The organism is Alteromonas sp. ABM1_013, assembly GCF_056160505.1.
The window spans coordinates 23,883-43,706 of sequence record NZ_JBSWXH010000005.1; the positions used below are offsets into that span (position 1 = coordinate 23,883).

The window sequence follows — 19,824 nt, forward strand, 5'->3', positions numbered from 1 at the left end:
CTCTAGATCACTCTCGTGAATAAAGAGCCTTAAAAATGGCTTAAAGAAAAAAGCTCGGTATGTGAACACCACATCCGAGCTTTTTTGTATTTGCATTAAGTCTAACCGTTTATTGATTCGTTTACGGCCTTCAATACTGCAATAGGGTCTTCTGCTTTCGTGATAGGTCGCCCCATAACTAAATAGCTTACGCCTGCTTTCATTGCATCAGGTGGCGTCATAACACGTTTCTGGTCGCCAGCGTCAGCGCCTACAGGGCGAATACCTGGCGTAACTAATAGAAAGTCATCGCTGTGTTTTTCGCGCAACGCGCTGGCTTCCTGTGCTGAACAGACGATGCCGTCTAAACCTGCTTTTTCTGTTAGTGCTGCCAAGCGCAGTACTTGTTGCTCTGGTGTTACACCGCTTACCACATCAGCCAGTTGTGCCTCGTCCATGCTGGTAAGTACAGTGACCGCAATAAGCTTAGTGTGTGGGTTGCTGCTTGTTGCAATCGCCTCTTTAGCCGCTTGCATCATAGGTAGGCCGCCGGATGCATGTACGTTTACCATCCATACACCTAGCTCCGCCGCTGCTTTACACGCTTTCGCTACTGTATTTGGAATGTCGTGGAATTTGAGATCCAAGAAAACGTCAAAGCCTTTAGCAATTAGCGCTTTTACGAATTCCGGCCCGAATAAGGTGAACATCTCCTTGCCCACTTTTAGCTTGCATAAGCTTGAATCTAATTTGTCAACAAACGCCAATGCAGTGTCTTTATTGTCATAGTCTAATGCAACAATAACGCGTGGGTCATGCATGTTCTTTTATTCTCCGTCTAGCCCTTTGATAGGTTTTACCACGCCCCACTTTTTACAGCTAGGGCATAACCAATATAATTTACGGCCGGAAAAGCCACAGCTGCCACAGCGATATTTAGGGCGCTGCAACATTTGCTTTTCCACCAATTCTTTAAGTAAACGTAAGCTATCAGCCGTAGTTTTGTCTGAAAGCTGGTCAATATAAAGCCCCATAAGGGTTTTAAAGCCGCGCATGGTTGGACGTTTTCGAAGCTGTTCTAATAGGTATTCTGCGGCTTGAGCTGTTTCACCGCGTTTCATTAGCACATCAACCATGGCTAAATAAGACGTTGCGCACTCTTGCCAATGCGCTTCTAAGTTTTTCTGAAAACTTTCCCAGTCATCGGTTTCTTCGGCAATTTTTTCAAGGCTAGGCACGGCTTCACTGAACCAATTGATATCGCGTTCGGCTACTTGGGTAAAATACGCGTTGGCATCAGTAAAGCGTTTCTGATCAAGCGCTATATCACCTAACATAAGCCACGGCCTAACCGCATGTTCGTCGGCGTTTACCGCTTTTTGTAATAAGGTCAATGCCGCCCCTTGGCTATCGTTCTTCAATTCAACCGATGCCTGTTCACAATAAAAATGGGCTAAGCGTTCGCACAGGTCATCATTATCACCATGACATTGCACCATACGCTCCGCTAATTCTATTGCTCTTTCCCACTCTTTCGTCGTTTGATAGATGCTAAACAGCTGCTGCTGAGCAACCAAATAATGTTTTTCACTGTTTAAAAGCTGAAGAAATGCGTTTTCCGCGCGCTCTAAAAAGCCGGCTTGCGTATAATCGTGACCGAGTTCTCGAAGCGCATTTTCTCTTTGCGCTGGTTGTAGTTCGTCGCGACTAACCAAGTTTTGGTGAACTTTAATAGCCCGATCTATTTCACCGCGGTGACGGAAAAAGCTGCCCATGGCAATATGGGTTTCAACCGTATCGCTATTCACGTTAATCATTTTGATTAACGTATCAACGGCCTTATCGGGCTGGTCTGAAAGTAAAAAGTTTAGCCCTTTATAATAATGCTTAGATAGGATACTTGACTGTTTTCGCTGCGCTTGACGGACACTATTGCGCCCCATTATCCAACCATACCCTGCCGCAACAGGTAAAAGGAGAAACAGCAGTTCGAGCATTAGTGGTCTTGTTCCAAACTCTGTATTTTAGATTGCGCAGACATTAACTGAACACGTAGTTTCAGCCAACTCATTAACATGATTAAAATGCCGATACCCACGCCTATTGAAAGTGTAATCGCAATCAATGTTGATAAGCGAAGATTCGCCTGAGCAATGAGATAATTAACTGTTACTTGTGCTTCATTTTGAGAGCCAATCACAAATGCAATGGCAAGTAGCACTAAGATAATGAGAAACGCTATGATCCCTTTCAACACTCAACCCTTTTTTATTGATTTATTTACAAGAATAGCAAAATGCGAAAAGAGATAACACTAAAAGCGTGTCGGAAATGCTGTTATACCAATACACATAGATAATTGTCTACTCATAAGGCGCAGGCAAGTTTCCTAGCAAAGCGTGGGAATGCAGAAATAGTATTAAGCTGCACCTTCACCTTCAATTTCATGGCGCTGAGGTTTTGCTATTAGGTTTTCCACCACTAAATCATGGTGAAGCGCAGACATATTCGTGATGAATATGCAGTGCGTATAACCTGCCTGCATGGTTTCAAGCTTGTCATACATAGCTTTATCTAACTTCGAAAGCTGCGCTAGCCGCTTTTTGGTCAACGGTGTTATAGCCCCGTGGCAGCGTATTGCGGTAACATCAGTAGCACTTAGCTGAATTTTTTCTTCATCTAACTGAGTTTTGATTTGTGTACGAAGCTTAGAGAACAAGAAATCCCGTTCTTTGATATACACCAAACGGCTGTCGCTTTTTCTCACGCAATGCACAACTAAAGCTTGTTCAGAGGTTTCTTTAAACATGGCTTCTAATATTTGGGATTTAGGCTTTGCCTGACCTTTGTCTGCAAAGAAACCATGAAGCGGGATGATATTTTTTGTACGTGAAAAGGGATAAAGATCGTCAGATGCATCGCTTTGATAGACGGTTTTTAGCCTGTCGAGTGTAAACCTATTCATTACGCAAAGTACCGATAGCGACGGCATATGCCTTACGGCAAGCTCCCAAATGTAACGATGTGTTGATCGCTGAATACGAGCAATATCTCTCACTTTAAAATAAGCCGTATTTTCTTCAACCATGTGATCGACGTTAGAGCTCACTTTAGCTTTGCGTGTGTCTTCTACGAGGCATAGCCTGACCACGCCAGTTTCAGCTTGGTAATGCACAACCTTATATTTTTCGCCTTTAATTTTTAGTTCCGGCACAGAAACTCGTATCTCTTTTTGCAGATCGCTGTGCGGCGCAACTGTCAATTTCATACCGCTGGCGCTTAAATCGGCCACTCGCGCGTCAAGAGAGGTAAGCAAGCCTACTTTGATGGAAGCGGGTTTATCGATAACGTAGCGAGTTTCACTCCGTCTATCTAAATCTTCTTCCATGACATAATCTATGCGCCAGTTGTCACCGCTAGCTTTCAACGTTTTAGACAAAGGCTTGAAATCGCATTTAGCAGAAAGCGTTAAGTTTGTGAGGTAGGCTGATACATCTTTGCAGTATAAAACATGGGAGATCTGGGCAAGCTGCTCAAATTCTTTACTCGCAATATCGTGAATAGCAAAGGCTTTTTGTTTATCTTCACGGGTGACACTATCTAGGCGACAGTGGGTACATATAAAGTCACCACTTTTTGCAAGCAAATATACAAGCGCATTAAGTTGCTTAAGCGCAAGTAGTTGCCTGTGTGTAGCGGTTATCTGTACGTTACCACTTTTGGTTTTAATATTGCCATGAAATACATAAGCTTCGTTGTACTTTCGCAACTCATCAACTAACGTAGAGAAAATAGGCTTATCTTGCAAACTTGTCAGTAGTTTGTCCGCATCATTGTGCTCGACATTCGCCTTAGTAAAAAGGGCTATCATAGGTTTTAGAGATTGCTTTTCAGGTGCAAGAAAAACAGGAAGCCACGGGCTATTTTCAAGTATTCGGTCGCGCTCGAGCTCCTGCATAGCACGCTCTATTTCTAAATCTCTTTGCAGCGGTTGCTTATAGGCAGTTACCGCAACATAACGTTTGAGCGTTGCTAAAAAAACCTTATCGACGTCATCAGGAAAATTAAATGACGTTTCGTATTTCCCTAAATGTTTATTGTATTTTACAGACTCTAGCTCAAGGGTAATTTCAGTAGGTTCTTTGGTTAGACCTTTAACTTCGGGAATGGTGAAAGTGATTACATCGCCGGTGGATGCATTTGGTGGCCTTTTCGTCTCTAAAGTAATTCCTTTATGTGACATAGAGCTTATTGAGCAATGACGGCCTTTCTCGAATTCGGGGGAAGAAATAGTAAAGTTGGGCCGAATAGCAATGTCATCACCAAAGTCGATATCGGTAAACGACTGGCTTTCAACGTTAAATGCATCGACAATTTTTTTGAACTGTTCTTTTTTTATCTGGTTTTGGTAAAAGTCTGAGTTCATTACTGACTCAAACACACCTACGGTGTACCTGTCTTGATAGAGCGATGTTTCGTTTTTGAGGATCTGCGCGCCAACTTTATCGAGGCGCATCTGAACACCGAAGTGCTTGAACTTCATGACAGGGAATTGGGCGAAGGCAGAATTATCGGCGGGAGCGTCGGTTAACGATGTTAATCGAACGACCTCTTCTTTCACAACTTTACGGACACTACTAGGCAAACGCTTCGAAAACTTGTTAATTCCCTCTAACAACCTGTTTTGTTGTTCATATGGAATTAACGCGCGAATGAGCGGCTGGTACTGTTTTATTATTGCTTGTTCATCGCCGGCTGACATTACTTCTACGTACACCGTTTATTATTATTCGAATAATATATAACCCTACTTTAGTCGGGGTCAATAAGTATTAAAAATTAAACAAAAGTATATCAGGGTATTCGTTAATTTAAGCTAGGCAGAGGGTTAAATGAAAGGCTTATTGTGATGATACTTTCCACCAGACACAAAAAAGCCGCTTTTCAGCGGCTTTTAAAATACATTATGCGATTGAGGCGTCTACCCTTTCGCGAAGCTCTTTACCAGGCTTGAAGTGCGGTACATACTTACCGTCAAGTTTCACCGTCTCACCCGTTTTAGGGTTTCTACCTACGCGTGGTGCGCGATAGTGAAGAGAGAAACTTCCGAAGCCTCTAATTTCAATACGCTCGCCCTTTTGCAGAGTTTGCGCCATTTGTTCTAGAAGTTCTTTAATAGCCAGTTCGAGTTCTTTCGCCGGAATATGACGCGCTTGATCCGCGAGCCGTTCAATTAATTCAGACTTGGTCATGTTTAACCTCGTTGTCAATATTATTGTTTAAACAGCTATCGCGAATTGGGTGTGCAGATGCACACCCACAAAAGCATTATTCGCCTTTAGCAGCTTTAAATGCTTCTGCCATCGCGTTAGCGAAACCAACATCTTCTTGCTGGTTAACTTTATCGATAGCTTCTTTTTCGTCAGCCTGATCTTTGGCTTTAACAGATAGGTTAACAGTGCGGTTCTTACGGTCAACGCCCATGAACTTCGCTTCGATGCTATCACCAACGTTAGCCGCTTCTGTTGCGTCTTCAACACGCTCTACAGCAAGATCTGCAACGCGGATGTAGCCGTCAACTTCTTCAGCTAGGTTTACAGTAACGCCTTTCGCATCAACTGCTGTTACTGTACCAGTAACGATAGCACCTTTCTTGTTATCTGTCAGATACTTGTTGAAAGGATCTTCTTCGATTTGCTTAACGCCAAGAGAGATACGCTCACGCTCTGGGTCGACTTGTAGTACAACTGCAGAGATTTCGTCGCCTTTCTTGTAGTCGCGAACCGCGTCTTCACCAGACTTGTTCCAGCTGATGTCAGAAAGGTGAACTAGACCGTCGATGCCGCCGTCAAGACCGATGAAGATACCGAAGTCAGTGATTGACTTGATCTTACCAGACACTTTGTCACCTTTTTCGTGTGACTCAGCAAATGTTTCCCAAGGGTTAGCAATGCACTGCTTAAGACCTAGAGAAATACGACGACGCTCTTCGTCAATTTCAAGAACCATTACATCTACAGTGTCACCTAGGTTAACAACTTTAGATGGGTGGATGTTCTTGTTAGTCCAGTCCATTTCAGAAACGTGTACAAGACCTTCAACGCCGTCTTCGATTTCAACGAAGCAGCCGTAGTCAGTAAGGTTAGTAACCTGACCGTTGATCTTAGTACCTTCTGGGTAACGAGACGCAATTTCTTGCCATGGATCGTTGCCCATTTGCTTCATACCAAGAGAAACGCGCTGCTTCTCTTTGTCGAACTTAAGTACTTTAACGTTGATTTCGTCACCAACATTCACGATTTCACTTGGGTGCTTAACGCGCTTCCAAGCCATATCAGTGATGTGTAGAAGACCGTCTACGCCACCAAGGTCAACGAACGCACCGTAATCGGTAAGGTTCTTAACGATACCCTTGATTTCGTGACCTTCTTCAAGGTTAGCAAGAAGCGTTTCGCGCTCTGCGCTGCTTTCTGCTTCGATAACTGCACGACGAGAAACAACAACGTTGTTACGCTTAGCGTCTAGCTTGATAACTTTAAACTCAAGCTCTTTGCCTTCAAGGTGCGTAGTGTCACGTACTGGACGTACGTCAACAAGAGAACCAGGAAGGAACGCGCGTACACTGTTAACTTCAACAGTGAAACCGCCTTTAACTTTACCGTTGATAACGCCTTTAATTGTAGCTTTATCTTCGTAAGCTTTTTCCAGCTCAACCCACGCTTCGTGACGCTTCGCTTTTTCGCGAGAAAGGATAGTTTCACCGAAACCATCTTCAACTGCATCTAGTGCAACGTCTACTTGGTCACCGATAGCGATTTCTAGTTCGCCTTCAGCGTTTTTGAATTGGTCAGCTGGGATAGCACTTTCTGATTTCAAGCCTGCATCAACAAGAACGATGTCTTTGTCGATAGAAACAACAGTACCTTTTACAATTGAACCAGGACGTGTTTCTAGTTCTTGTAAGCTTTCTTCAAAAAGTTGTGCAAAATTTTCAGTCATAAGTCTCAAATAACTTTTAAGTTGATATCCACGCTTCTTATCCGGATAACGCGGGGTTATTAAAATTAGTCGCCACTTCCTGTAGCAACACTGCTTTGGATGCGATCAGCTCTCGTCATTAAAGGCGTGAGGAAATAATATCCATCGCTTTTTCAAAGACTTGGTCAATATCCAAGTCCGTTGAATCTATAATTACTGCATCTTGTGCCGGTACCAAAGGAGCCACTGCACGTTGTGTATCGCGCTCGTCTCTTGCCTTGATATCGGTTAAAAGGCGCGCAATATTAACATCCATGCCCTTCGCTTTCAACTGGCTATAGCGCCGTTCAGCACGGGCCTCTGCGCTTGCTGTAAGGAAAATCTTTACAGGCGCATCAGGAAATACCACGGTCCCCATGTCGCGGCCATCAGCAACAAGACCTGGATCTTGTTGGAAAGCACGCTGTCTGCGAAGTAGCGCTTCGCGAACACGAGGTAATGCTGCAACTTTTGATGCCACAGCGCCAACCTCTTCAGTACGAATATCGTCAGTAACGTCTTCGCCTTCTAAGATAATGCGAGTGGTATCGCCATTCGTCTCGAAACTAACATCAAGACCGGTTGCTAGAGGAACAACACATTCTTCATCATCACACGGAAGGTCGTGGTGTAGTGCAGCAACTGCTAATACGCGGTAAATTGCGCCGCTATCTAGAAAGTGCCACCCTAATTTTTTTGCCAGCAAGCTACTTAATGTACCTTTGCCAGCACCACTAGGACCGTCAACCGTGACTACGGGTGTGGAATGCATACCTGCTCCATCGTTTAAATTACTAAAAATCGCGCGCAATTATACGCTTTAGTGAGAGATAAGCAATGCCGCCTCTTAGTGACGGCATTGTACATTAGGATAAATCTGACTCAGATCAACGAAGCAACTAAAGGGTTAACCTACATAGCCCTTCATTAACCTGTGACTTATTTATATAAGGCTTTTACGCGCTATATAAAGTTTTAAAGCGGGTAAAATAGTCTGGGAAGGTTTTGCGTGTACAACCTGGGTCATTAATTGTTACCGGGGTATCGCTTAATGCAACCAGTGAAAAGCACATTGCAATACGGTGGTCGTTATACGTATCTATTTCAGCATGTTTTAGTGAATCAGTTGGCCAGACTTTTATATAGTCGTGCCCTTCTTCTACCTTCGCACCTAGCTTTTGAAGTTCGGTTGCCATAGCCGCTAGACGATCTGTTTCTTTAACACGCCAGTTATAGATGTTAGTCATGGTCGTTGGACCTTCGGCAAACAGCGCTGTAGTGGCAATGGTCATGGCTGCATCCGGAATATGGTTCATATCCATGTTCACGCCTTTAAGTGGCGCACCGGTTATTTCAACATATTCATCGTTCCACACTACCTTTGCACCCATGGCTTCGAGCACGTCAGCAAAGCGGATATCACCTTGAATGCTTTTCTGCCCAATTCCGGTTACGCGTACCGTTCCGCCTTTAATGGCGCCGGCTGCAAGGAAGTAAGATGCAGAAGAAGCATCGCCTTCTACCATAAATTTACCTGGCGCAACGTACTTTGCGTTGCCAGAAACCGTAAACGTCTGGTAGTTGTCATTCTCAACAGTAACACCAAATTTAGCCATGGTGTCTAGCGTGATATCGATATAAGGCTTAGACACTAATTCGCCTTTGATACGAATAGTCACATCTCCTGAAAACAGGGGTGCTGCCATTAAAAGTGCCGTTAGAAATTGGCTAGACACGCTGCCATCAACCGACATTTCGCCACCGCTTAATGTTTTACCCTTAATTTGAAGCGGCGGGTAGCCTTCATTTTTAAGGTAAGTTACGTCAGCATCTGCTTCGCGTAGTGCATCCACTAAATCGCCAATTGGGCGCTCTTCCATTCGCGGTTCACCCGTTAACACGGTATCCACGTTACTTGCGGCAAGTGCTGCACATAAAGGTCGCATCGCTGTACCGGCATTACCTAAGAAAAGCTCAAGTGGCTCAGCTACGTTAAACGCGCCACCATTACCTTGCACAACGCATTGAGTTTTATCTTCGCTTAAGCGATAGCTAATACCTAACTTAGTAAGTGCGTTGAGCATATGCTCGATATCTTCGCTATCAAGCAAGTTGGTTAATTCAGTCTCACCTTCAGCAAGCGCTGCAAGCAGCAGTGCGCGATTAGACAGACTTTTTGAGCCAGGTACATTGACCTCTCCCGATACTTTTGCAATCGGGTCTAATGTTAACTGCTCCATTTTATCCATTCACTCTTTCAAATTCGCGCATAAATTCAACTAGCGCAACAATGCCCTCTACCGGCATTGCATTATAAATACTGGCACGCATGCCCCCTACCGAACGATGCCCTTTAAGAGCAAGTAACCCTGCTTCTTGTGACTGTTTAAGGAACAGTCCGTCAAGTTCAGCATTGGCTAAATGAAACGGCACGTTCATTTTTGAACGGTTGTCAGGGTGAACTTTACTTGAATAAAAGTCAGAGCTGTCGATAGCTGAATACAATAACGCCGCCTTTTCAGCATTGCGTTTAGCCATAGCGTCAACGCCGCCCATGTCTTTAAGCCATTCAAATACAAGCCCTGCCAAGTACCATGAGAACGTTGGCGGTGTGTTGTACATAGAATCAGATTTTGCCGCTAAGGCATAATCGAAAATAGAGGGCGTTTCTTTACGTGCTTTGCCAACTAGGTCTTCGCGAACAATAACCACAGACAAACCGCTTGGGCCGATATTCTTTTGTGCGCCGGCATAAATAACACCGTGTTTTGCCACGTCTAGCGGTTGTGACAATATCGTCGAGGACATATCAGAAACCAGCGGAACCTTTCCTGACTCCGGTAACCAATCGTAAGCAATACCGTCTACCGTTTCGTTCGGGCAAAAATGGTAGTAGGCCGCAGACTGATCGATATCACTCAGAGCAGGCTTAGCGATATAGTGAAGCCCGTCCTTTTCTGTGACGTCGCCCACCACTACCGCGTTATTGTATTTGTTTGCTTCACTTACCGCGCCTTTTGACCAAGATCCGCTCACTAAGTGAAGGCTGGTATCACCGGCGGATGACAAATTGAGGGGAACAGCAGCAAATTGACCACGTCCGCCACCGTGCGTGAAAAGCACATGGTAGTTAGATGGCACAGATAGCAAGTCACGCAAATCCTGCTCTGCTTTTGCGGCTATCTCGATGAAGTCTTTACCACGATGACTGACTTCCATAACAGAACAGCCTAAATCGCGCCAATTTGTAAATTCTGATTGTGCCTTTTCCATCACTTCTTTGGGAAGCATGGCCGGCCCAGCACTAAAGTTAAAAACCTCTTTCATTGCGTTTTTCAACACCTGTAAATAATTACCGTTTAACTCGCTTTGTTTTCAACGTTTTGCGGGTCTATTAGGTAAACAAGCGGCTTAAGCCGCTTGTTTGAAAGAACACTGATAATGCGCATGGCCTAAGCCTGCGCGCTATCCCTACTCTTCTGTCGTTGAGCCGTCACCGTCTTCTGCGGTGTTTTCTTGCTCTTGAACAGCAGTTTCTGCTTGTTCTGGCGCATCTTCTGAAATGATTGGGTTACCGTCCTCATCGAGTTCCTGTAACTCTGCCACTTCTTCAATACGCTGTAACCCTACAACATGCTCGCCTTCTACTGTACGTATTAAGCGAACGCCCTGTGTGTTACGGCCTACTACTGACACTTCGCCTACACGAGTACGAACCAGTGTACCTTGGTCACTAATAAGCATAATTTCATTGGTTTCGTCTACCTGTACAGCGCCAACTACTTTACCATTACGCTCAGATACTTTGATAGATACAACGCCTTGTGTCGCACGGCTCTTCGCCGGGTAATCTTCAAGCGGAGTACGCTTACCGAAACCATTCTCTGTTGCTGTCAGGATTGGGCCGTCGCCTTTAGGAACAATAAGTGATACCACTTTTTGCCCATCTTGAAGACGAATACCGCGAACACCTGTTGCTGTTCTTCCCATTGGACGAAGTGCAAGAAGCTCTTCACCCGTTTCTGGATCTCGCTTCACTTCACCGGTTTCGCTGTCGCGAAGCTTCTCGTTAAAGCGAACTACTTTACCCGCGTCAGAGAACAACATGATGTCATCATCGCCGTGGGTAATATCAACGCCAATTAGCTCGTCACCTTCATTTAGGTTAACGGCGATAATACCGCTTGAACGAGGGCGAGAATATAGGCTTAGGTCAGTCTTTTTCACTGTACCGTTTGCCGTTGCCATCAGTACAAACTTGCCTTCTTCGAATTCTTTAATAGGAAGAATAGCAGTAATACGTTCGTTATCTTCTAGCGGCAGTATGTTCACAATCGGGCGTCCGCGTGCATTTCGGCTAGCAAACGGCAATTGATACACCTTCAACCAATACAATCGACCACGGGTAGAGAAACAAAGTATGTGATCGTGGGTATTCGCAACAAGAAGCTTTTCGATGAAGTCTTCATCTTTCATCTTAGTTGCTGACTTACCACGACCACCACGACGTTGTGCTTCGTAATCTGTAAGTTTCTGGTACTTCACATAACCTTCGCGAGAAAGCGTTACAACAACGTCTTCTTGCTCGATTAAATCTTCAATATCAATATCGTGACTTGCAGCGGTAATTTCAGTGCGACGCTCATCACCAAATTCATCGCGGACTTTTTCAAGTTCTTCTTGAATCACTTCCATCAAGCGCTCTGGGCTATTAAGGATGTGAAGAAGTTCTGCGATTAGCTCTAGAAGTTGCTTGTATTCTTCAAGGATCTTCTCGTGCTCAAGACCGGTTAGCTTGTGTAAGCGTAGGTCAAGAATCGCTTGCGCCTGCTGTTCTGTTAGATAGTACTTGCCGTCGCGAATACCAAATTCTGGCATTAACCAGTCTGGACGCGCTGCGTCATCGCCTGCGCGCTCAAGCATTTGTGCAACATCACCTAAGTCCCAACCTTGTGCTACAAGCGATTTCTTGGCATCTGCCGGGCTTTGCGACGCTTTAATCAACTCGATAATCGGGTCGATATTAGCAAGTGCGATTGCCAAACCTTCAAGGATATGGGCACGGTCACGAGCTTTACGTAATTCAAATACCGTACGACGTGTTACCACTTCACGGCGGTGAAGAATAAAGGCTTCAAGCGTCTCTTTAAGGTTAAATACTTTAGGCTGACCATTGTCTAGCGCAACCATATTAATACCGAATACCGTTTGAAGCTGGGTATTGGCATATAAATGGTTAAGCAGAACTTCGGCAGATTCGTTACGTTTAACTTCAATAACAATGCGCATGCCGTCTTTATCAGACTCATCACGCAGTGCCGAAACGCCTTCAATACGCTTCTCTTTTACCAGTTCAGCGATCTTTTCAATAAGACGTGCTTTATTAACTTGGTAAGGGATTTCATTAACAACAATGGTTTCTTTACCACTGTTGTCTGTCTCGATTTCGGCTTTAGCACGAAGATAAATTTTACCGCGACCAGTGCGGTACGCATCTTCAATACCTTTACGACCGCTGATCATCGCCGCCGTTGGGAAGTCAGGACCAGGAATATGGGTCATCAGATCATCAATGGTGATCGATGGGTCTTGAATTAAAGCAACACAGCCGTTGATGACTTCGGTAAGGTTATGCGGCGGTATGTTTGTCGCCATACCAACTGCAATACCTGACGAACCGTTAACTAGAAGGTTAGGCACCTTAGTTGGCAATACTTCAGGGATAAATTCAGTACCGTCGTAGTTAGGTACAAAATCAACGGTTTCTTTATCTAAATCGGCAAGTAATTCGTGCGCAATTTTCGCCATGCGAACTTCGGTATAACGCATCGCAGCGGCAGAGTCACCGTCTACAGAACCAAAGTTACCTTGACCGTCAACCAGCATGTAGCGCAGTGAAAACGGTTGGGCCATACGAACGATAGTGTCGTAAACCGCAGAGTCACCGTGAGGGTGATATTTACCAATTACGTCACCTACCACACGGGCAGATTTTTTGTATGGCTTGTTAAAGTCGTTTTTCAGTTCGTTCATTGCGAACAGCACACGACGGTGCACTGGCTTCAAGCCATCTCTTACGTCAGGCAAGGCTCGCCCGACAATAACGCTCATCGCGTAATCAAGGTAGGAGTTCTTTAACTCTTCCTCAATATTAACGGGGAGGATTTCTTTAGCGTTATCAGACATAAACTGCTTAATCCCTTTATTTTGGTTTGTTCTGCGTTATCCAGCGCTTAACTTCACATCATTGTGAAAGCAAGGCTTGGGAGCGCACTGTTGTTATTATGTGGGTCATAATCGTGCTTCGAGTGTACCACTTGATGACAGAATTATGTAGCGCTTAATTACGCTTATTAATCAACTAAAAGGCAAGCGATTATTTTTCGTTCATCCCTTCGTATAATTTAGCTATTTCTGTTTAAAAACAGTGAAACACAACCTGAATTTACGATATCTTAAAAAGAGATAGGTTAAGGATTGTTTTACTAATGACGAACGTCGATCAACAAGAAATCAATAAATTCTCTGAACTTGCGTCTCGCTGGTGGGATCCAGAAGGCGAGTTCAAGCCATTACACCTTATTAACCCACTTCGTTTAAACTTTATAAATCAACACAGTGAAGGTTTATTTGACAAAAAAGTCGTGGACATCGGTTGTGGCGGCGGCATTCTCGCTGAATCTATGGCCCGTGCTGGAGCAATAGTTACAGGGCTAGATATGGCAGAGGCTTCGTTAGAAGTGGCCAAGCTTCACGGTTTAGAGTCTGGGGTTAAAGTTGATTACGTCTGCTCTACAGCTGAAGCATTTGCTGAAGCAAACGCAGGTCAGTTCGATGTAGTTACTTGTATGGAGATGTTAGAGCACGTGCCCGACCCCGCTTCTGTTGTTATGGCTTGCGCGAAGTTGGTCAAACCTGGCGGCCATGTTTTCTTCTCTACACTGAACAGAAACCTGAAGTCATATTTGATGGGGATCCTTGGCGCAGAATACATTCTGAAATTAGTACCTAAAGGTACGCACGATCACGGTAAATTTATAAAGCCTTCAGAACTTATGGCGATGACGGATCAAGCAGGTTTGCTTCCTCGCGACATGACAGGTTTGCATATGGACCCGATTTCTCAAGGCTTTTATCTTTCGTCTAATAACGTAGACGTAAACTACTTACTATATACAGTAGCGCAAAGTTAATTTAACACTATATGTTGGGCTGCGGCGATATTTTAAACACCATATATCGTGTCTGTATAAAAATTGAATTCTAAGAATAAATTAATTTTTATACTTAAGATTTTGTTTAAAACGCTTGCATTCCAGATATTTTACGCTTGTAGAACGCTAAAAAGTTAGTTGTTACTAACATAAATTTCATGCCAGATTGAGTGCTTGAAATACCACCAGATATTGGGTTGCAATCAAGACAAAACCTCACTATCTTGTGTTTAATTCAGCACGGGATCCCACCAATAATTTTTCGGGATCTCAACTAATGACAAACTGTCTCTGGGACACCACTTATAGTTTGAAACAATAATCTCGCTGAAAACAAAAAGGCAGTAAAGAATTTAACGAGCAGTCTCTACTACAATACTTCTTGGTATTAGTTTAGGCCGCTTTTTGTGTGTGTTTTTAACTGGCGTGAGCCAACAACGTTATGAACATACGCATTTAAAATTAAAACGAAAATGGGCAACAGATAGCCCACGCATCAAGCGCTAACAGACAAACGGCCAGTAACATGAACAACAACTTATTCGTCACCAAACGAAACGGTGAAAAAGAGTCCATCGACTTAGAAAAAATCCACAAAGTCGTTACATGGGCAGCCAAAGGATTAAACAACGTTTCTGTTTCACAAGTTGAAATAAAAGCGCAAATTCAGTTCTATGACGGCATTAATACCAGCGAGATCCACGAAACACTGATTAAGTCAGCGGCTGACCTGATCTCTACTGATGCGCCAGACTACCAGTACTTGGCCGCGCGCTTGGCTATTTTCCATCTTCGTAAAAAAGCGTACGGACAATTTGAGCCGCCAGCGTTACTTGAACACGTTGGAAAAATGGTAGATTTAGGAAAGTACGACAAGCATTTACTTGAAGACTACACGCCTGAAGAATTCGCAGAAATGGAAACCTACATCGACCATTGGCGCGATATGAACTTCAGTTATGCTGCGGTTAAACAACTTGAAGGCAAGTATTTAGTTCAAAACCGTGTTACTGGCGAAATTTATGAAAGTGCACAGTTCCTTTATATTCTCGTAGCAGCATGTCTCTTCGCAAATTACGACAAAGCGACGCGTATGGATTATATCCGTCGTTTCTACGATGCTGCTTCAACGTTTAAGCTATCGTTACCTACCCCAATTATGGCAGGCGTACGAACGCCTACGCGTCAGTTCAGCTCGTGCGTACTTATTGAAACAGGCGACAGCCTAGACTCAATTAACGCAACGGCAAGCGCGATAGTTAAATACGTTAGCCAGCGTGCAGGCATTGGTGTGAATGCAGGTCGCATTCGTGCACTAGGCAGCCCTATTCGCGGTGGTGAAGCATTCCACACTGGCTGTATTCCATTCTACAAATACTTCCAGACTGCAGTGAAAAGCTGTTCACAAGGTGGCGTTCGTGGCGGTGCGGCTACATTGTTCTACCCTATCTGGCATATGGAAGTAGAATCTCTACTAGTGCTTAAGAATAACCGCGGTGTAGAAGAAAACCGTGTACGTCACTTAGACTACGGTGTTCAGTTCAACAAACTCATGTATCAGCGCATGATGAAAGATGGCTACATTTCATTATTTAGTCCATCTGACGTTCCAGGTCTTTATGATGCGTTCTTTGCTGATCAAGACAAGTTCGAAGAGCTATACGTTAAATACGAGAACGACGACAGCATCCGTAAGAAACAAATCAAAGCGATGGAACTGTTTAGCTTGTTCATGCAAGAGCGTGCAAGCACAGGTCGTATATACCTTCAAAATGTTGACCACTGCAATACGCATAGCCCGTTCAACCCAGAAGTTGCGCCAGTTCGTCAAAGCAACTTGTGTCTTGAAATTGCGCTACCGACTAAGCCGCTACAACATGTAAACGATGAAAATGGTGAAATTGCCCTTTGCACGCTGTCTGCATTTAACTTAGGTGCGATTGAGTCAGTTGATGAGTTTGAAGAACTAGCCGATCTAGCAGTACGCGCTCTTGATAATCTACTTGATTACCAAGACTACCCTGTCCCTGCTGCGTACAACGCAACTATGGGCCGTCGTACTCTAGGTGTGGGTGTTATCAACTTCGCTTACTACCTTGCTAAGAACGGCGTTAAATATTCAGATCATAGCGCAAACGGTTTAGTCCACCGCACGTTTGAAGCAATGCAGTATTACCTACTGAAAGCGTCGAACAACCTGGCTAAAGAGAAAGGTGCGTGTCCTAAGTTTAACGAAACGACTTATTCGCAAGGCATCATGCCAATTGACAGCTACAAGAAAGACCTTGATAGCGTATGTAACGAACCGCTTCATTACGATTGGGATGCACTTCGCGAAGAAATCAAAACACACGGACTGCGCAACTCTACGCTGTCTGCATTAATGCCTTCAGAGACATCTTCGCAGATCTCTAATGCGACCAACGGTATTGAGCCGCCACGTGGTTTCATCAGCATTAAGTCGAGTAAAGATGGTGTTCTTAAGCAAGTTGTACCTGAGTACGAAACGCTAAGAGACCAATACGAGTTACTTTGGGATATTCCTTCAAACGATGGCTACCTGCAACTTGTGGGTATCATGCAGAAGTTTATCGACCAAACTATCTCTGCAAACACTAATTACGACCCAAGTCGTTATGAAGGTAACAAGGTCCCAATGAAGCTTCTGCTTAAAGACCTTCTTACTACTTACAAGCTTGGTGTTAAGACACTTTATTATCATAACACTCGTGACGGTGCTTCAGACACCTCGGCGTTAGACGCTAAAGCAAACGAGCCTATGCCACGTCAAGAAGAAGTCGTGGTAGAGGAAGATGATGATTGTGCAGGCGGTGCGTGTAAAATCTAAAACACGCCCTTTTGCAAAAATGGCAGGTTCGTAAAAGGATTTTACGGTAACGCCTGCCATTAACGTTTCGCAGCAAGAACACAAACAATAATACGCGTTAATCATTAAGTTTTTAGTTAGGCCATCATGAAATACACTACGTTTAATCAGCAAAGTACTAATCCATTGATCGAGCCGATGTTTTTCGGTAATCCCGTAAACGTTGCACGCTATGATCAGCAAAAGCATGCCATTTTCGAAAAGCTTATTGAGAAACAAATTAGCTTTTTTTGGCGCCCTGAAGAAGTAGACGTTTCTCGCGATCGTGTTGATTTTCAAAAATTAACCGACCCAGAAAAACACATCTTTATTTCCAACCTTAAGTACCAGACTCTGTTAGATTCGGTACAAGGTCGTAGCCCAAATATTGCGTTCTTGCCTATTATCTCGCTACCCGAGTTAGAAACATGGGTTGAGACATGGTCTTTCTTTGAGACTATTCACTCGCGCTCATATACCCATATCTTGCGTAATTTGTTCTCAGACCCGAGTGAAATATTTGAAGATATCGTAGTAAACGACGAGATTAAGCGCCGTGCCGCTGATATCTCGAAGTATTATGACGACCTCATTTTTGCCACTCAACTTTGGCAAACACAGGGGGAAGGCGTACATACGGTGAATGGTGTCGCACACACCATCAACATGTATGAGCTGAAGAAGAAACTGTATCTGTGTATGAACTCGGTAAATGCACTTGAAGCAATCCGCTTCTATGTTTCTTTTGCCTGTACGTTCGCCTTTGCTGAGCGTAAGTTGATGGAAGGTAACTCGAAAATCATTCGATTGATTGCCCGTGATGAGAACCTTCACTTATCTTCAACTCAGCACATTCTAAACTTGTGGGCCAAGGGTAAAGATGACCCTGAAATGGCGCAAATAGCAGAAGAGTGTAAAGAAGAAGCCCGCGCTATCTTCATGAATGCGGTTGAGCAAGAAAAGCAATGGGCTGACTATCTGTTCCAAAACGGGTCTATGATTGGCCTTAACAAAGAAATTCTTTGCCAGTACGTTGAGTACATTGCGAATCAGCGTATGTCTGCCATAGGTCTAGATACACCATTTGAGATTAGCAGCAACCCGCTACCTTGGATGAATAACTATCTAAATTCAGACAATGTACAAGTAGCCCCACAAGAATCTGAAATCAGCTCTTACCTAGTTGGACAAATAGATTCTGCAGTAAGCGAAGACGACTTTGCTGATTTTGAGCTGTAAACCTACAGCTTAATGAGCAGTAACGATAAATCACTCCGCATCGACGTTGTCGATGTGGGGGCGATTATTTCCCCCTCTGATACCACAATCTTAAGCGCCCTCGAATCAGCAGGCGTCAATATTCACTACCACTGCCGTGAAGGCTTTTGTGGTGCGTGTCGAACTAAGCTTATTGAAGGCGAAGTTGAGTACACCACCGATCCCCTCGCCTTTATTGATGATGATGAAATTCTTCCTTGTTGCTGCGTGGCTAAATGCCCGCTAAAAATAAAAGTCCCCCTGTAACCTCTTCATTCACCGCTCTCATCAGCATTCTCACAGCATTTATACGAATTAATGTAATCCACTTCAATACTTAGACGTAGCAACTTACAACTAATCAAACGTAAGGATAATGTTATGAATGAAGTTTCTGGAAAAGTAGTCATCATCACAGGTGCAAGTAGTGGCCTTGGAGAAGCTACTGCGAAAATGCTTGCAGGCAAAGGCGCTAAATTAGTGTTGGGCGCTCGCCGTGAAGACCGTCTTAAAAAACTTGTAGATGAAATTGAATCTTCAGGTGGACACGCAACCTATAAAACGGTCGATGTCACGAAAAGAGAAGAGGTTGAGGCACTCGCAAAAGCTGCAATAGATACCTACGACCGCATTGATGTGCTAGTCAATAATGCTGGCCTTATGCCCCTCGCTCCGCTTGACGAGATGAAGGTTGATGAGTGGGACCAGATGATAGATGTAAACATCAAAGGCGTTATGTACGGCGTAGCAGCGGTTTTAGGGCGCATGCGTGAACAACAAAGCGGACATATTATCAATCTATCCTCTGTGGCGGGTCATGTAGTTTTCCCTGGAGCTACGGTATATTGCGCCACTAAATTTGCAGTTAAGGCAATAAGCGAAGGTATTCGCAAAGAGTCAAACGGTCAAATTCGCTCAACGAATATTTCACCAGGTGCAGTGGCGACAGAGCTTACCGACCACATATCTCACAAAGACTCGAAGCAAATGGCAGAAGATATGTACGACGATGCTATCGATGCAGATGCTATTGCACGTGCGGTAACTTTTGCCATTGAGCAGCCTGGTGACGTAGACATCAACGAAATGATCATCAGACCTACCAATCAGGAACTCTAGTACCGATCATTTGTCAGTTAATGGGCTAGACGAACCATCTGCCATTTAATATGAAAGCCTGCTGAGTGCAGGCTTTAAATGACTGTATTTAGTTAAAGTACCTTTTCGATGGCATATAGTTCTTCATCAATAACTTGTAAGCGCGATGCTACAACCGCTCTAGCATCACTTATGCCTTTGTTATAAAAGGTTGCGCCCATTTCCTTACTGATAAAATCGAGAAGAAACTCTGCGTCAAATTGGCCTAATTCCATATTTAACTCATCATCACAGTATCGTTGTAGTTTAGCGACCAATGCGTCTTTTTCCTCACGGGTAAATGTGATTTCGTTCATTTTCATCCCTCTTATGTTATTTGTAATAACGTCAACT

The 19,824-nt window shown here is 44.0% G+C and carries 16 protein-coding genes; 5 read left to right on the plus strand and 11 right to left on the minus strand.

Annotation, left to right across the window (positions count from 1 at the left end; genetic code table 11):
• Nucleotides 1-101: 101 nt before the first annotated feature.
• From pyrF to gyrA, 10 genes are all read right to left on the minus strand, one after another.
• Nucleotides 102-800, minus strand: coding sequence for an orotidine-5'-phosphate decarboxylase (gene pyrF / locus ACXAGK_RS14790; protein WP_474856805.1), 699 nt, complete (start codon nt 798-800; stop codon nt 102-104).
• A gap of 6 nt (nt 801-806) precedes the next feature.
• Complete coding sequence (gene lapB / locus ACXAGK_RS14795) at nt 807-1,976, minus strand: lipopolysaccharide assembly protein LapB (RefSeq protein WP_474856806.1); 1,170 nt, start codon at nt 1,974-1,976, stop codon at nt 807-809.
• On the minus strand, nt 1,976-2,236 hold the full coding sequence (locus ACXAGK_RS14800; protein ID WP_474806596.1) for a LapA family protein: 261 nt from the start codon (nt 2,234-2,236) through the stop codon (nt 1,976-1,978). Before ACXAGK_RS14800 ends, lapB begins: the two co-directional genes overlap by 1 nt.
• 162 nt (nt 2,237-2,398) lie before the next feature.
• The gene (locus ACXAGK_RS14805) at nt 2,399-4,741 is read right to left on the minus strand and encodes a PilZ domain-containing protein (protein ID WP_474856807.1); all 2,343 of its coding nucleotides are present in this window, start codon (nt 4,739-4,741) and stop codon (nt 2,399-2,401) included.
• A gap of 202 nt (nt 4,742-4,943) precedes the next feature.
• Nucleotides 4,944-5,231, minus strand: coding sequence for an integration host factor subunit beta (gene ihfB / locus ACXAGK_RS14810; protein WP_014949641.1), 288 nt, complete (start codon nt 5,229-5,231; stop codon nt 4,944-4,946).
• A gap of 76 nt (nt 5,232-5,307) precedes the next feature.
• Nucleotides 5,308-6,978, minus strand: coding sequence for a 30S ribosomal protein S1 (gene rpsA / locus ACXAGK_RS14815; RefSeq protein WP_474806593.1), 1,671 nt, complete (start codon nt 6,976-6,978; stop codon nt 5,308-5,310).
• Nucleotides 6,979-7,096: 118 nt separating this feature from the next.
• Nucleotides 7,097-7,768: a (d)CMP kinase gene (cmk, locus tag ACXAGK_RS14820; protein WP_014976668.1), complete on the minus strand. Its 672-nt coding sequence runs from the start codon at nt 7,766-7,768 to the stop codon at nt 7,097-7,099.
• A 184-nt stretch (nt 7,769-7,952) separates the two neighbouring features.
• A complete protein-coding gene (aroA, locus tag ACXAGK_RS14825; protein WP_474856808.1) occupies nt 7,953-9,236 on the minus strand; it encodes a 3-phosphoshikimate 1-carboxyvinyltransferase in 1,284 nt (427 codons plus the stop codon).
• A 1-nt stretch (nt 9,237) separates the two neighbouring features.
• On the minus strand, nt 9,238-10,323 hold the full coding sequence (serC, locus tag ACXAGK_RS14830) for a 3-phosphoserine/phosphohydroxythreonine transaminase (protein ID WP_474856809.1): 1,086 nt from the start codon (nt 10,321-10,323) through the stop codon (nt 9,238-9,240).
• A 144-nt stretch (nt 10,324-10,467) separates the two neighbouring features.
• A complete protein-coding gene (gyrA, locus tag ACXAGK_RS14835; protein WP_474856810.1) occupies nt 10,468-13,182 on the minus strand; it encodes a DNA topoisomerase (ATP-hydrolyzing) subunit A in 2,715 nt (904 codons plus the stop codon).
• A gap of 302 nt (nt 13,183-13,484) precedes the next feature.
• Between gyrA and ubiG the strand changes: the two genes are divergently transcribed.
• The 5 genes from ubiG to ACXAGK_RS14860 all read left to right on the plus strand — a co-directional run bounded on the left by ubiG (nt 13,485) and on the right by ACXAGK_RS14860 (nt 19,452).
• Nucleotides 13,485-14,189: a bifunctional 2-polyprenyl-6-hydroxyphenol methylase/3-demethylubiquinol 3-O-methyltransferase UbiG gene (gene ubiG, locus ACXAGK_RS14840; RefSeq protein WP_474856811.1), complete on the plus strand. Its 705-nt coding sequence runs from the start codon at nt 13,485-13,487 to the stop codon at nt 14,187-14,189.
• Between the two features lie 547 nt (nt 14,190-14,736).
• A complete protein-coding gene (gene nrdA / locus ACXAGK_RS14845) occupies nt 14,737-17,058 on the plus strand; it encodes a class 1a ribonucleoside-diphosphate reductase subunit alpha (RefSeq protein ID WP_474825818.1) in 2,322 nt (773 codons plus the stop codon).
• A 126-nt stretch (nt 17,059-17,184) separates the two neighbouring features.
• Complete coding sequence (gene nrdB / locus ACXAGK_RS14850) at nt 17,185-18,315, plus strand: class Ia ribonucleoside-diphosphate reductase subunit beta (RefSeq protein ID WP_014949649.1); 1,131 nt, start codon at nt 17,185-17,187, stop codon at nt 18,313-18,315.
• 12 nt (nt 18,316-18,327) lie between these two features.
• Nucleotides 18,328-18,600: a class I ribonucleotide reductase maintenance protein YfaE gene (gene yfaE, locus ACXAGK_RS14855; protein WP_474806584.1), complete on the plus strand. Its 273-nt coding sequence runs from the start codon at nt 18,328-18,330 to the stop codon at nt 18,598-18,600.
• 114 nt (nt 18,601-18,714) lie between these two features.
• The gene (locus tag ACXAGK_RS14860) at nt 18,715-19,452 is read left to right on the plus strand and encodes an SDR family oxidoreductase (RefSeq protein ID WP_474856812.1); all 738 of its coding nucleotides are present in this window, start codon (nt 18,715-18,717) and stop codon (nt 19,450-19,452) included.
• A 92-nt stretch (nt 19,453-19,544) separates the two neighbouring features.
• On the opposite strand, the gene ACXAGK_RS14865 is transcribed toward ACXAGK_RS14860, so the two are convergent.
• Nucleotides 19,545-19,787 (minus strand): DUF2164 domain-containing protein, encoded by a 243-nt coding sequence (locus ACXAGK_RS14865; protein WP_474856813.1) that lies wholly within the window; start codon nt 19,785-19,787, stop codon nt 19,545-19,547.
• Nucleotides 19,788-19,824 lie beyond the last annotated feature (37 nt).

What these genes read in the sequence shown, in the direction of transcription:
- ACXAGK_RS14805 (WP_474856807.1), bottom strand. Translation starts at nt 4,741, where the DNA reads ATGTCAGCCGGCGATGAACAAGCAATAATAAAACAGTACCAGCCGCTC.
- rpsA (WP_474806593.1), bottom strand. Translation starts at nt 6,978, where the DNA reads ATGACTGAAAATTTTGCACAACTTTTTGAAGAAAGCTTACAAGAACTA.
- yfaE (WP_474806584.1), top strand. Translation starts at nt 18,328, where the DNA reads ATGAGCAGTAACGATAAATCACTCCGCATCGACGTTGTCGATGTGGGG.
- gyrA (WP_474856810.1), bottom strand. Translation starts at nt 13,182, where the DNA reads ATGTCTGATAACGCTAAAGAAATCCTCCCCGTTAATATTGAGGAAGAG.
- nrdB (WP_014949649.1), top strand. Translation starts at nt 17,185, where the DNA reads ATGAAATACACTACGTTTAATCAGCAAAGTACTAATCCATTGATCGAG.
- ACXAGK_RS14865 (WP_474856813.1), bottom strand. Translation starts at nt 19,787, where the DNA reads ATGAACGAAATCACATTTACCCGTGAGGAAAAAGACGCATTGGTCGCT.
- serC (WP_474856809.1), bottom strand. Translation starts at nt 10,323, where the DNA reads ATGAAAGAGGTTTTTAACTTTAGTGCTGGGCCGGCCATGCTTCCCAAA.
- ubiG (WP_474856811.1), top strand. Translation starts at nt 13,485, where the DNA reads ATGACGAACGTCGATCAACAAGAAATCAATAAATTCTCTGAACTTGCG.
- ACXAGK_RS14860 (WP_474856812.1), top strand. Translation starts at nt 18,715, where the DNA reads ATGAATGAAGTTTCTGGAAAAGTAGTCATCATCACAGGTGCAAGTAGT.
- pyrF (WP_474856805.1), bottom strand. Translation starts at nt 800, where the DNA reads ATGCATGACCCACGCGTTATTGTTGCATTAGACTATGACAATAAAGAC.
- aroA (WP_474856808.1), bottom strand. Translation starts at nt 9,236, where the DNA reads ATGGAGCAGTTAACATTAGACCCGATTGCAAAAGTATCGGGAGAGGTC.
- nrdA (WP_474825818.1), top strand. Translation starts at nt 14,737, where the DNA reads ATGAACAACAACTTATTCGTCACCAAACGAAACGGTGAAAAAGAGTCC.
- lapB (WP_474856806.1), bottom strand. Translation starts at nt 1,976, where the DNA reads ATGCTCGAACTGCTGTTTCTCCTTTTACCTGTTGCGGCAGGGTATGGT.
- ihfB (WP_014949641.1), bottom strand. Translation starts at nt 5,231, where the DNA reads ATGACCAAGTCTGAATTAATTGAACGGCTCGCGGATCAAGCGCGTCAT.
- cmk (WP_014976668.1), bottom strand. Translation starts at nt 7,768, where the DNA reads ATGCATTCCACACCCGTAGTCACGGTTGACGGTCCTAGTGGTGCTGGC.